Source organism: Shouchella rhizosphaerae, assembly GCF_036700015.1.
In the GTDB taxonomy this organism is placed as follows: Bacteria; Bacillota; Bacilli; order Bacillales; family Bacillaceae_D; genus Shouchella; species Shouchella rhizosphaerae.
This window is the reverse complement of sequence record NZ_CP144921.1, coordinates 3327463-3340337: the sequence shown is the minus strand read 5'-3', so window position 1 is coordinate 3340337 and position 12875 is coordinate 3327463. Positions and strand designations below refer to the sequence as shown.

The window sequence follows — 12875 nt, the reverse complement described above, 5'->3', positions numbered from 1 at the left end:
GTGATGGATGTCTCAATGCTTGAACGTTTTACTTTTAGGCTGCTTTCGTCGCTTGTTCTCTCGCTAGCGAGGCTTCTTGCTTTTGTTCACGGAAACCGATATAGACAAAGAACAACGCAATTAAGGCATAGCCAATCGTATAGTCGAAAGCGGCATTAAGAGCGAGTGAAGGGGCATGTGTAAAGCCAAAGAACGCAAGGACAGCGCCGATCCCGGCAAAAAGCGCCGCTTTGTGGAACGTTCGATCAATGAGGCACACGGTAATAGCGCCAATGATTATGGCTGTAAACATTGCTCCTTGACCTAGAGGCACAATCCCTTCAGAAATGCCTGCCACCACTTCCCCTGCGCTATTGTTAAAACGTGTCATCATGTAGTTGGCGATATAAGGAAGCATGGCTAAAGCAACCGCCGGATAGTACTTCTTCTCGTTGTTGGCAAAAGTACTCGATATCATCGACATGCCGACAAAGACAAGAATCGGCGCAATCGCCGCCATCGGAATAAGGGCCGAAAAAGCAGCGATAAGACCAGTTGCTGCTGCAAATAAGAACATCACCGCATTTAAGATGCTGTATCCCCGACCTGCTCCCATTTCTTTAGCGCCTACTGTTGCAATATACACAGTTGTCGGGAACATACCTCCAAAACAAGCGCCAAGCATCGCGCCAACGCCATCTACTGCTTGGCATTCACGAACATCATACGAGTCGCCCGCTGCCGCCATTGCATCAACATTGTTCATCGTTTCAATCGCATTGTAAATCGTAATAGGAATGAGTATGCCGAGCAAACCGATCATCACGCCAAATAAAGCGGACATGCCTTCGAACGCTGCCAACGTTGGCAAAAATGGATAGAAACCAACATTGGCAAACGCGTTTCCAACGTCTGAACTAGATTGGTAGCCTAGTGCAAACGCTAGTATAACGCCAATAATGATCGCAAAAAGGGACGTAGGAATGCGAAACGGCATCCCGACTTTTGCCACAAAGCCAAGCAAAATGATCGACAAGGCCACAAGGCCAATGACAGGCACATCAAAAACAGAAAACAACATTTCCCCGGCAACAAACGTAAACGCCACCCCTGCTAATGCGCCTAATAACGCCGGACGCGGCGTGTGCTTTCTGACCCAATTGCCAAAAAAAGCAACAAGCGCTTCAACAAGGCCTGATAAGAAAGCAGCAGCTACAGCTATTTTCCAGGCTAGTTCGTAGTCGTTTGTCATCGCCAAAGCCGGAGCGGTAACACCGAATAGAAACACAAACATGACAGGCGTGGACACGCCATAAGATAACGCCGTTACATCTGTACGATTTTCTTTTTTCGCTAGCCGTTTGGCCATGTGTGCATAATAGAGGTTTCCGGCAATAACAGCGACAGCCACGCCAGGAATAATTCGCCCGAAGACAAGAGACTCTGGAAATCCCATCCCCAGTAAGGTAACCGTTATGACAACAAAGTTTGCGAGATTGTTTTGAAAAAGAGCAAAAAAAGCATCAATGTCTTGTTTTTTAAATAAAGGATAATGGCCATTCATAAATTGTATATTCCGCCCTTTTTAAGATTTGTTGTAAGCAAAATGTGCCGATTCTTCTACAAACTGAACCTTGTTGCCTTCTAGTGAAGAAATGCGCGCCAGCGATTCAATCCGATAACCTTTTCCTTCAAGCAACGCCCTTCCATCTTGGAAAGACTTTTCGATCACTATGCCGATCCCGGCTACAGTGGCACCTGCTTCTTCAACAATTTGCGTGAGTCCTGTAGCAGCTTGTCCGTTTGCAAGGAAATCATCAATGATTAACACACGGTCACCGGGGCAAAGCCAATCCTTTGAAACGGTCACCTCTGAATATTCCTTTTTAGTAAAAGAGTACACACGACTCGAATAAACGTTTTCTTTGTCCATCGTCACTGATTTCTTCTTTCTAGCAAAAATCAATGGCACTTGAAGAGAATGGGCACACATAAAGCTTGGAGCGATACCAGACGACTCGATGGTCACGACTTTCGTTACATGTTCATCCACAAATAGGCGGGCAAATTCCTCGCCAATTGCGCTCATCAAGTTGGTATCGACTTGGTGGTTTAAAAATTGGTCAACTTTAAGCACGCCACTCGACAACACACTTCCCCGCTTACGGATCGCTTCTTTTAGTAATTCCATTGCTTTCTCCTTTCAAAATAAAAAGCCGAAAGATCACTATAAAAATAGAGTGATCTTTCGGCTTTGAAAATAACAACTGAAAAAGACCACTCGTAGTCAGGCCGTTATCGGCAGCCTGGTAGAGACTCGCGGACCATATTACCGCTATTATACGAGCTGATGCTTTGTTCGTTTATTTAGTTTCCCTTGCCTATTATAAAGAATCTAACCAAAAATAAAAAGAGGTTTGTGGCAAATTAGCCAGAATTACTTTTCCCATTTTATTGCAGTCGGTTTCAAGCAGCTCCTACATTCAAAATCGACTGTCAACGTATGGATTGTCGTTTCCGAATGACAATGAGGACACGTGACCGTTTGCACACGCAACAACGATAAGCCCACACAAATAATCGAAACTGCCAAAATGAGAAAGGCCTGCACCATGCTTTTCGCTTCTAAAGAAGCAATCGCTATTCCGGCAACGACACCGGCAATGCCTATAAAGCCTATGGCCACTTTCCCTATTTTTAATGGCAATGGACTTTTTTTGCGGACCAACACAACCGTTTCTTTATCCATTAAACAGCCTTCTTTCTATTCGTTCGTTTTTTATATGTTAACTGTACCATATTGCTATAGGAAGCCAAAGCGTTATCTTAAACACTGTTCTACCATTTGCCACTACAGCCGGCTTCTTTCATCTTCTAATAAACCAAAGACAAACGAGTCACGCCAGCCATCGCTCAGCCGCAAATGATCCCGCAAGCGCCCTTCCTGCTGCATCCCGACCTTCTTTAATACTTTGGCAGAAGCAATGTTACGAGAATCGCATGTAGCCCATATGCGGTGGAGTTTAAGCCGGTTAAATCCATCGTCTATCAGGCATGTAGCTGCCTCTGTTGCTACGCCTTGTCCCCAATAATCAGGATGGACAATGTAGCCAATCGCGCCGCTGCTGTTAGCACTGTCGATAACTAACTCAGCGGCCCCGACCACGCGCTCCCTATTTTTCAGAGCAATTGCAAATGCAAACCTCGTCCGAGGACATTTGCGAGCATCGGCAATCGCTTGTTTAACATAGTTTTGTGAATCATTTTCGTTATTAGGGCCCCATGTCTGGTACCGGCAGACTTGTTCAAGCGAGGCATATGCATGGACGTCATGCCAATCATCAATTTTAAACTCACGCAAATAGACATTTTTCCCCTTCATTGCTGTCTGCCTCCCTTTAACGATGATCGACTGTTATCGATCGACTCGTTTAAACCAATCAACCACCTGCTGGCTTATACCACTTCTTGAACCGTTCCAGTTCATTTACGGTGCAACGAACATTCGGGAAGTTGCTCATTTTTTTAATCAAACGGACACTGTCAACGTTATAAACAATCAATTGCACACCTTCACGACTGCACTGCTCCGCAAATTTTCTGCTGAAATGGCGGATGTGAATAGCCAGAGAGGAAGCATGGATTGTCTTCATATATGGAAGCAATGCTTTCGTTGGCTTCGTTTGAATAAGGCCCAGCTCAAGCGCTGGAGAAAGTTCCCGCATCCTTTCAATGGACGCATGGTTAAATGAATTGATATAAACATCCTGCTCCAAGTTATAGTCTTTAATCAATTGGTATACCGCATGCTCAATGCCATTGTCGCCGTTTTTGTCTTTCTTTAGCTCTATCGCCATTTTGCAGCGGCCCGCAAAAGCAGCAAACACTTCTTTTAAAGTAGGAAGTCGTTCTTTTTCATAGACCGTTAACTCTTTTAACGCAGCAAGGGAGTAATCTTTTACGCATCCCTTGCCATTCGTCACCCGGTCGACTTTTGGGTCGTGGATAATCAGCGGTACACCGTCTTTCGTAAGCCTCACGTCCATTTCAATCCAATAAAAACCTAAACGGATTGCCGCTTCGAACGCAGACAGCGTGTTTTCTGGGTATTTGCGCGAATAGCCGCGATGGGCAATTGCTTTAATCATTCGGTCACCACCTCACCCGTTCTCTCACATTAAATGGAGACAATCGATTTTTCAAGGAAAAGTCAGTAACTTATAACATAAACTTAAAAATAAACCCTTCACACATAAGAATTATTACGATATAATCAAATTTGCTTTTATAAATCGTAAACATTACGCTTAAAAGGAGAGACTGATGAGAAAATATTTGATGATAGCTAGCGCGTCCTTGCTTGCGTTAGGCGCTTGCCAGCCGGCAGACGAAAGCCAGTCTGGTCCTTCTGAAGAAGATACAATCACTGTATACACAACGATTTTTCCTTATGAAGATTGGACGAAAAAAATTGGTGGTGAATTTGTGGAGGTCGAAAACATCGTTCCTGTAGGCGCCGACGCCCATACATATGAGCCAACGCCACAAACGATGATTGACGTCGCTGAAGCCGATGCTTTCATTTACAACGGGGCAAGTCTAGAACCATTTGCTGATAAAATTACTTCCGCCGTTGAAGACTACGATGTGGTCACATTAGAAGCTTCTGCTGCAACAGATTTAATTGCTCGTGAACACGACCATGAGCATGGAAACGAACATGACGCTCATAATCATGAAGCTGAAGACGAGCATGGTCATCACGACCATGACGAGGAAGATGGACATGACCAGCATGACAATGAAGGAGAAGGGGATAGCGCTACAGCCACAATTGACGATCATGAGGAGGAAGGCGGCTCACACGATGGCCATCATCATGGAGACCAAGACCCCCACGTTTGGCTTGACCCAATTCGTTCAATTGAGATGGCAGAAGCGATGAAAGACATGCTCGTTGAGCTAAAACCTGAACAAGAAGCCTATTTTAATGACAACTTTGAAACATTAAAGGCGCAATTTGAAGAGCTTGATGCACAGATGCAGGAAATGGTTAACGATGCTTCAGTCGATACATTCATTGTTTCTCATGCTGGTTACGGCTATTGGGAAGAACGTTATGGCATTAAACAAATTGGGATAGCAGGCATTTCCTCGACAGATGAACCGTCGCAAACCCAACTTGTCGAAACGGTAGAAACAGCGAAAAAGCTTGGTTTACATTACGTAGTCTTTGAGCCAAATATTACGCCTTCTGTTGCTAAAGTCGTGCAAGACCATCTTGGCGCAGAAGCACTGACCATTCACCCTCTTGAAGCCCTTACACAAGAGGATGAACAAGCCGACGCGGATTATTTCTCGATTATGGAGAACAACATTGAAACTTTGCGCACAGCGCTTAACAATTAAAGGCTGTATGCAATAAACACCAAAAGCGCCTGGATTTTCGCGGCGCTTTTTTCGTGTTACTGGTTTGAATAGTTTTTTTTCTTCTGATGGTGCACCATATCAAGAACAATCATTAAGGCAATGCCGATTGTCTCATGGCGTTGATCGTGAATCGTTAAATGGTATGTATCTCCCCAGCTCAACCATTGTTTCTCAACATTCATAATTTCTTTGCCATCTCCGACCACCCGATAATGATGGTCCAACAAACTGCCCTCTATCGTCCAATTAAGGGGGTTAATTTCATACTTGGCACGAAAGAAAGTCAGTTTCTTTGTTACGTAGCACAGTTCTTTTTCTTCATTCGAAATCGTGTAATGAGGCAAAAACGAAAACAATCTCTCTTTAATTTGCAAGACTGGGTTCCCATCTACGGTTGTGATCGCCAATTGGTTAGCAAAGGAAAACAATTTGCCTTCCACTTTGTATAGCGGTTTTTCATTCCCATCATAAACCGTGAACTGATCTTTAAAGGAGAAAATACGTTGTTTTACATAATAATCCATTGTCCACTTGCCACTCCCTTTCCCCTGTCCATAGCATAAATGAAGCATAGCTTATTATCAACACGGTTCTGTGGAGTACACTCGGATACTTGCCTCTTGGCGGTTCGTTTGCGATAATAAAACCAGTTTTAATACTTTTACAAAGGACCATGTGCCATGAATATTTTGGTGACCCTTAACGCCCATTACTTAAAACCTTTACAAGTCATGTTGACATCACTATTTATGAATAATGCACACGAAGACTTTACGATTTACTTAATCCATTCGTCCATTCCAGAAAAACAGCTTCAACTGCTGGAGCAATTTGTGTGCCATCAAGGGCATTCATTGGTCATTGTAGAAACGGACAAAACGCTATTTGCCAATGCGCCTGTCGTCAAACATTATTCCTCTGAAATGTATTACCGTTTGTTGGCCTATCGATTTCTTCCGACGGAGCTTGACCGCATTTTATACTTGGATCCCGATATTTTGGTGTTAAACCCGATTCGCCCTCTGTATGAAACCAATATCGATTCCTATTTGTATGCGGCGGCACAGCATAGCTTTATTAACATCCAAGAAATCAATAAGTTTAGACTGAATGCGTATGAAATGGACGCATACTACAATTCAGGCGTCCTCCTTATGAACTTAGCCAAGCAACGGGAAACCATGGACATAAACGACATTTTTGCCTATGTCGAAACATACAGAAACCGTCTCGTCCTTCCTGACCAAGACGTATTAAACGCACTCTATTCTCCTCAGATCAAAAATGTCGATGAACGTCTTTATAATTACGATGCTCGTTATTACCGCTACTACAAACTAAAAAGCGGTGGCCGTTTTGACATTGACGCTGTACTGCAGCAAACAGTCATCCTCCACTTTTGCGGAAAAAAGAAACCATGGCATAAAAATTACAATGGCAAGTTTCATTCCCTTTATAAGCATTACGAAAAACAGGCATTTCTAAATAAATCACTAGGCTTTTGAACGTGGCCCAATGGTTTTCTCTCCCTATGATCGGCAAAAAACGCTCTCGTCCCTTTCTTTTGGACGAGAGCGTTTTTTCTTACTGACTTCTTCGCTCCATTAGGTTAATTCCTAGTCCCAGGGCGACAATTCCAATCAACACCATAACCAACAATGACATGCCCACATCCTGCAAACCAGCATTATAAAAGATGACGGCCATAATGGCGTCCATCGCATGTGTCAGCGGAAATAAATCGGCAATAAACAGCAACACCGGGTTTGTAATCGTCCCAGGCATCATATATGCCCCACTAATTAGCGGTATAATGGGAATAAGCGAAGGGTAAATCGCCAAAAATTGCTCCGGCGTTCTTACAAAACCGGTAATAAGCATCGCCACGCTAATCATGCTAAAAGTAAAAAATGCAGCGATCAAAACGACAAGCCCTAGTTGGTCTCCTATTTCATAATTTAAGCCATACTTAAACACGATCAGCACGACGCAAATTTGAAACATGGTTATTAAAAAACTATATAAGAGATGACTGCTGTACATATTGGTTTTGCTTATCGGCGACAAAATCATTCGGTTCCATACGCCAGAAACTTTATCGTACATCACATTGTTTACTTTAAAACCGGCAATAAACATGGAAACTAAAAAAGTAAAAGCAAACAATAACTGCGTGCTTATGTTATACTCAACCGTTTCCTCACGGTCAATGCCTTGAGCCTCTAGTTGAAAAGGGGCATCCGCCAAATACCGCTCAAACGCCTCGCGGCTACTTCCAGCTTGAGACGAAATCGCCCTACCGTATGCCTCCTGTTGAAAGACTTTATCAACATGCTGCTGAACAATGGCCACACTTGGCAGTTCGCCGGCGGCAATGAGTTTATAATCTGACTCCATTAGCTTTACTGCCACATCAACTTGGCCAGCTCGTATGTCCTCCCGGGCTTGCTCAGGATCAACAATGACAAACTGGAATGCATCATCAGCATTCAACAATTCTTCCCATTTTTTCTCAATGTTTGATGCATTCTCCTCTTCACTAAAAATAGCAACTGTTGTCGGCGAATAAACACCGCCAGCAAATAAGAGTGTAGCGAGAATACTTCCAGCAATAAATAAAACTAACAAAAGTGGGTTCCGCTTATCTTTCATAAATTGAGCCCAAAATACTGGTTTCATTACGCTTCCCCCCTTTTCGGATAAAAGGCTAAACCAGCAATACTACACAAGGCAAAGAATGAGATCAACAGGAGACTTGGTCCAACTAGCGACGTTCCTTGTTCAAAACGGATCCAGTCTGTAAACATGACTAATGCAAGACCATTTGGTGTCCATTCACCGATTCGTTGGAGCCAATCAGGCAAGATGTAAATTGGAACAAAATTTCCTCCTACAACACCAAACAGTATAATCACGAGTGCAAATAGGCCATTTGCAGCCTCCACCTTCTTCATTCTCAGTAAAACGGTGGTGAATATAGCAGCTAAGCCGGCAATCGCTAAAGAAACCAAGGTAACGATTCCTAAGAGTCCCAACCAAAAAGACGACGTTCGCTCAGGAAATGCATCAAGAATGAAATGGGCCAACGTAAAGACAAGCATGATTTGCAGCCAAGCCAAACAAAAAGTTGATACCGCTTTTCCAAGTAGAAAAAGCACTCGATTTCGATCTGCTATCAAGATGCGATTAAATACTTGTTGCCTCATTTCCAGCCCTGTTTTTGTAGCGACCGTTTCCGCAGTAAATAAAGCAAATAATATGCCCATCGTAATTGTGAAATATTGCGTTAAAGAAAAGTTCTGCCCTGCTTCCTCCTGTTCAAAGCCTCCTTCAGGAAGCTTTACCTCTACTTCAGTAGCGCCGGAGAGGGTTTCCAAAGCAAAGTGGTAATTTAAATGATCCATAAAGCCGTGAATAATATTGTATAATGCACTAGTAGCACTCGTTTCTTTTTCCCTCTTAAACGTCAACGTCGTAGCCGGAGATTCTCCTGTTACCGCGGCATATAAACTGTCTACAGTAAAGCCATCCGGTATGAGAACAAAGCCATCTATCTCCCCCTCTTCAACCTTTTCGACTGCCTCCGCCTCCTCTAGTTCGTAAACAGTCACCCACTCTTTTAAGTCGTCGCTTTCGAAATAGTCGACAAGTACTTGCATTGGGCGCACTTCATTTGTTCGTCGAACTAGGTCTTGTGCTTCTTGTTCTGCCAATGAAGCATCATGAAGCAATTTTTCCTTTAATTGTGCTGATGCTTCTGTATCATCATCCTGATTGACGAGCGCTAAACGTAAATCAATCGTTTCCTCATCGTTTCCAAGCAACCCAGAAAAAGCAAAATTGAGTACAACTACTAAGAGAATCGGCAGCACCAGCACAGTAATCAGTTCTTTCCGATCACGCCAAAACGTGAGCAAGTCTTTTTTTATATAACTTCGCATAGTGGCCTCCCTTAATCCCGTAGCCTACGTCCAGTTAAGTGAAGAAACACATCCTCCAAACTTGGCGTTTCCGTATGAAAATTAATGATTTGAATACGATGCTGTTCAGCAAGATGAACGAGCTCACTAATTAAATTGCTTCCTTTTTTTGCAATCATCTTCAACTCCACATGGGAGCCCTCTACTTCGCGAATACCATTCAGCGCTTTTACTTGTTTGACAAAACCGGGTTCGACTTTACTAAGCTCCACTTTGATCGTGTCCTCTGTTGATAAGATGCTAAGCAGCTCTGCCTTTGTACCTGAAGCAATGACTTCCCCATGATCCATAATGTATAACCGATCACAAAGTTGCTCCACTTCCTCCATATAATGACTCGTGTATAAAACCGTTGTTCCCTTCTTTTCATTTAGCATGCGCACCGTTTCCAAAATATGATTTCTCGATTGGGGGTCAATGCCGACAGTAGGCTCATCTAGTATGAGGATTTGGGGTTGATGCAACAAGGCTGCGGCAATATTCATTCTTCGTTTCATCCCACCAGAAAACGTTCTCACCAATTCTTTGCGGCGATCGGCTAATCCAACAATTTCTAACGCTTGTTGGATTCTTCCTTCTAGGTCTTTGTTTCTGATTTTATAGATGGAACCAAAAAATTTAAGATTTTCATATGCCGACAACTCTTCGTATAACGCTAATTCCTGTGGCACAATTCCTAATACCTTTCTCATCTCGCCTGGTTTATCTACAACATTCATTCCCTTTAGCCTAATTTCACCGGCTGTAGGCTTGATTAATGTGGATATCATGGAAATGGTAGTCGATTTCCCTGCCCCATTTGGGCCTATTAAACCAACCGATTCGCCATGATCCAAATACAAGCTAACATTTTGTACTGCTTTCTTCCCTTTAAATGATTTGCTTAACTGTATCGTTTCAAGCATAGAGAAGCCTCCCTTTTTTACTTTCTTACATGTAGCTTAAAACAAAAAAACCGCAGTCCCTACTGACTCCGGTCATTCGTTCAAATGACTGTTGTTACTTTCGTCACTTTTTCTCCACTCACACAAGCCGATGGCGAATCGCATAAATGGCCAGTTGAGTCCGATCCCTTAATGCCAACTTGTCAAAAATCTGGCTCGTTTGATTTTTTACTGTGCCAACTGACAAGCCTAATCGCTCTGCTATCTCTTTGTTATTTAGCCCTTCCCCTATACATGTTAAAATCGCCCTTTCCCTTGGGGTTAGGCTAGGATCAATAGACGGCTCCTCTTGATTTTGCAGAAGAGTAGGCACTACTTTAGCAGCTACTTGATCCTCAAGGGAAAGACCTCCATTTATAGTACTTTTAATCGAACGAATCAATGATTCCGTGTCGCCGTTTTTCAGCATATAACCATTAACGCCTAATTTTAAGGACTCGACCACGTACTGATGATCATCAAACGTGGTCAGCATCAAAATTTTCATTTTCGGATAACGCAAGCGCATCATCTTGGCCGCTTCAATTCCATCCATTTCAGGCATGCGAATATCTAAAATCGCCACATCGAACACTTGCGCCTCACATAAACGAAGCGCTTTTCTCCCATCATCAGCCTCTCCAGTTACTGTGATGTCTTCATCGGTTTCGATCATTGCTTTTAACCCTTGCCGTACCATGACTTGGTCTTCTGCTAGCAGCACCTTAATCATTCTATCCTCTCCGATCAGCTAATCGTATACTTCCCCTGACGACAAATTGTGAGCCATCATGAATAACGTCCATAGAACCATTCACTTTTTCTAATCGGTCTCTCATCGCTTTTAAGCCATAGCCCTCTTGAAAATAAGAATTCGGAGTCGCCTCATTCGCCACTTCAAAGCGAAATATACTGCCACCAGGTGATTCAAACATCACTTGCACTTCCCTTGTAGAGCTGTGTTTCATTATATTCGTAAGCGCTTCTTGTACAGCACGATAGACCGCAAAGGATTGCTCACCTGACAACGATGCAGCAAACGCACCATGCTTCACAGAGAAATGAATTTTCATAAAGCTTTCCATTTCCAGCTGACGAATCAAACGGATCACACCCTGTAACCCACCTACATCCTTTTGCTTAAAGGATTTCACTGCCTTCCTTGTTTCCTCTAAGCTTTGTTCAGCCAGTTTTTTAAGCTCCGCAATTTTTTGTTTGTCCTTTTCAGCGGCGGTTAAACGAAAGGCTTCAAATTGCATAAGCAGCGCTGTAAGTTTATGTCCGACAGAATCATGGATTTCGTGGCCAATCAACATCCGCTCTCCCTGCCTCGCCTGCTCCTCCTCTGTCACAAGTTGCCTTTTCATTTTCCTGTATTCTTCAAGTAAAGCGCCGTGCTTTTGTACCAAATCCATTTGCCGATTATGGATCGATTGATAATACAACAAAGATATAAGTAGCAAAAGATAAAATAAGCCTATCCAAGCCAGTTCTGAAATCGCGAGACGTATTTCAGCTACGATCAATAGCATAAAGCCTATTTGAACGCCAATGACAATCAAACTTTTTAAACGTGGCAAGTAAAAAACAGCCTCGGCGAGGACTAACGCTTGAACGAATAATAAAAAGGGAGAAAACCCATTTCCGTTCGGATAAAAGATAACCGTAATCGCCAGTATTTGGATAAGGAACAACGTCATTTGCATCATTGATTTTCCTGCAAACAGCGGGAGCAAAAACAGCAAGAGAAAAAATAAACAAAGACTCGCAAGTTGAATTTCGTTTAAATGAGTGGTCATGCTTGCTATCGCAACCAGCCATACAAGAAAATGGATCCCAATCCAAATAAAATACGTTTTATTCATCCTACAAACTCCTTCCAGGCGTGCCCGCAATCCAATTAGGCAACCAACCTGAAGAATGTGCGAACTTACTTATATATAAACGAAACCACTTTGCCTTAGAATCACGCTTATAGCTATCATCATTCCTCTGGCCCATTCCAAATCCTCTCCACATTTATTAGGTTTTTGCTCTGAAACATGAGTTTATAAATATCAGGCATCTCAAGGCTTTTCCAAAAAAGAAAATCATAGTTTCGGTCAAAGAAGTTCATCAGTAAAACCATGATATTGCCGTGAGTTCCTATGACAATGTTCTTCCCTTCATATTCTTCCAACACGTTTAGCAGTGCTTGAACGCCCCGCTTTTGGGCGGCCACGTTCGATTCTCCCCCTTCCCAAAAGAACGTAGGGTCTTCCCAAACTTTTGCAATCGCTGCTTGAAAGTCCTCCATCGGCTTTTCAGACAAACGCCGTTCCTTAAAGCCCTCTTTTATGATCACTTCTTTCCCAATTCCGGCGGCCACACATTCCACCGTTTGAATCGCACGCTTATATGGACTGGAAAGGACAACGTCAATTTTTTTCCTTGCAAAGAGTTGCCTCACGTTCTCGCTAGCGGCCATCCCTTTTTCTGACAGTGGCCTTCCAAGCTCATCTGCTGTGTACGTTGAATGGGCGTGGCGGACTAAATACACATTCGTTTGCAAATGATCGCCTCC

Annotated in this window: 14 protein-coding genes and 1 riboswitch; of the genes, 2 read left to right on the top strand and 12 right to left on the bottom strand. The window is 43.1% G+C overall.

The annotated features are described in order from the left end of the window. Window positions 1-34 precede the first annotated feature (34 nt). The 5 genes from V5G21_RS16535 to V5G21_RS16515 form a co-directional block, all read right to left on the bottom strand. Window positions 35-1543, bottom strand: a complete 1509-nt coding sequence (locus tag V5G21_RS16535; protein WP_011246288.1) for a uracil permease — start codon at window positions 1541-1543, stop codon at window positions 35-37. A 21-nt stretch (window positions 1544-1564) separates the two neighbouring features. Next, entirely contained in the window at window positions 1565-2170 is a 606-nt protein-coding gene (locus tag V5G21_RS16530) for a xanthine phosphoribosyltransferase (RefSeq protein ID WP_035204402.1), read from the bottom strand. A gap of 73 nt (window positions 2171-2243) precedes the next feature. Continuing rightward, window positions 2244-2345, bottom strand: a riboswitch (purine riboswitch). 71 nt (window positions 2346-2416) lie between these two features. Beyond that, the gene (locus V5G21_RS16525; protein ID WP_011246286.1) at window positions 2417-2728 is read right to left on the bottom strand and encodes a hypothetical protein; all 312 of its coding nucleotides are present in this window, start codon (window positions 2726-2728) and stop codon (window positions 2417-2419) included. A 102-nt stretch (window positions 2729-2830) separates the two neighbouring features. Beyond that, a complete protein-coding gene (locus V5G21_RS16520) occupies window positions 2831-3361 on the bottom strand; it encodes a GNAT family N-acetyltransferase (RefSeq protein WP_035204400.1) in 531 nt (176 codons plus the stop codon). Between the two features lie 58 nt (window positions 3362-3419). Continuing rightward, window positions 3420-4127, bottom strand: coding sequence for a glycerophosphodiester phosphodiesterase (locus tag V5G21_RS16515; RefSeq protein WP_095316901.1), 708 nt, complete (start codon window positions 4125-4127; stop codon window positions 3420-3422). Window positions 4128-4302: 175 nt separating this feature from the next. Between V5G21_RS16515 and V5G21_RS16510 the strand changes: the two genes are divergently transcribed. Beyond that, window positions 4303-5388, top strand: coding sequence for a metal ABC transporter solute-binding protein, Zn/Mn family (locus tag V5G21_RS16510; RefSeq protein ID WP_338464956.1), 1086 nt, complete (start codon window positions 4303-4305; stop codon window positions 5386-5388). 56 nt (window positions 5389-5444) lie between these two features. Here the strand turns inward: V5G21_RS16510 and V5G21_RS16505 are convergent, their stop codons facing one another. Beyond that, window positions 5445-5933 carry an LURP-one-related/scramblase family protein gene (locus V5G21_RS16505; protein WP_011246282.1) on the bottom strand — a complete coding sequence of 163 codons (489 nt, stop codon included), beginning with the start codon at window positions 5931-5933 and terminating at the stop codon, window positions 5445-5447. 156 nt (window positions 5934-6089) lie between these two features. On the opposite strand from V5G21_RS16505, the gene V5G21_RS16500 reads away from it, so the two are divergent. After that, window positions 6090-6914 (top strand): glycosyltransferase family 8 protein, encoded by an 825-nt coding sequence (locus V5G21_RS16500; RefSeq protein ID WP_095236126.1) that lies wholly within the window; start codon window positions 6090-6092, stop codon window positions 6912-6914. A gap of 79 nt (window positions 6915-6993) precedes the next feature. Here V5G21_RS16500 and V5G21_RS16495 read toward each other — a convergent pair whose 3' ends face one another. The 6 genes from V5G21_RS16495 to V5G21_RS16470 all read right to left on the bottom strand — a co-directional run bounded on the left by V5G21_RS16495 (window position 6994) and on the right by V5G21_RS16470 (window position 12863). After that, window positions 6994-8088: an ABC transporter permease gene (locus tag V5G21_RS16495; RefSeq protein WP_212930307.1), complete on the bottom strand. Its 1095-nt coding sequence runs from the start codon at window positions 8086-8088 to the stop codon at window positions 6994-6996. Beyond that, entirely contained in the window at window positions 8088-9350 is a 1263-nt protein-coding gene (locus tag V5G21_RS16490) for an ABC transporter permease (RefSeq protein WP_338464954.1), read from the bottom strand. The genes V5G21_RS16495 and V5G21_RS16490 overlap by 1 nt, the downstream gene beginning before the upstream one ends. An 11-nt stretch (window positions 9351-9361) precedes the next feature. After that, window positions 9362-10294 (bottom strand): ABC transporter ATP-binding protein, encoded by a 933-nt coding sequence (locus tag V5G21_RS16485; protein WP_338464953.1) that lies wholly within the window; start codon window positions 10292-10294, stop codon window positions 9362-9364. A 118-nt stretch (window positions 10295-10412) separates the two neighbouring features. Further along, the gene (locus V5G21_RS16480; protein ID WP_095316898.1) at window positions 10413-11045 is read right to left on the bottom strand and encodes a response regulator transcription factor; all 633 of its coding nucleotides are present in this window, start codon (window positions 11043-11045) and stop codon (window positions 10413-10415) included. 1 nt (window position 11046) lies between these two features. Beyond that, window positions 11047-12177, bottom strand: a complete 1131-nt coding sequence (locus V5G21_RS16475) for a sensor histidine kinase (RefSeq protein ID WP_338464952.1) — start codon at window positions 12175-12177, stop codon at window positions 11047-11049. 119 nt (window positions 12178-12296) lie between these two features. Further along, window positions 12297-12863, bottom strand: a complete 567-nt coding sequence (locus tag V5G21_RS16470) for a histidine phosphatase family protein (protein WP_338464951.1) — start codon at window positions 12861-12863, stop codon at window positions 12297-12299. Between the last annotated feature and the right edge of the window lie 12 nt (window positions 12864-12875).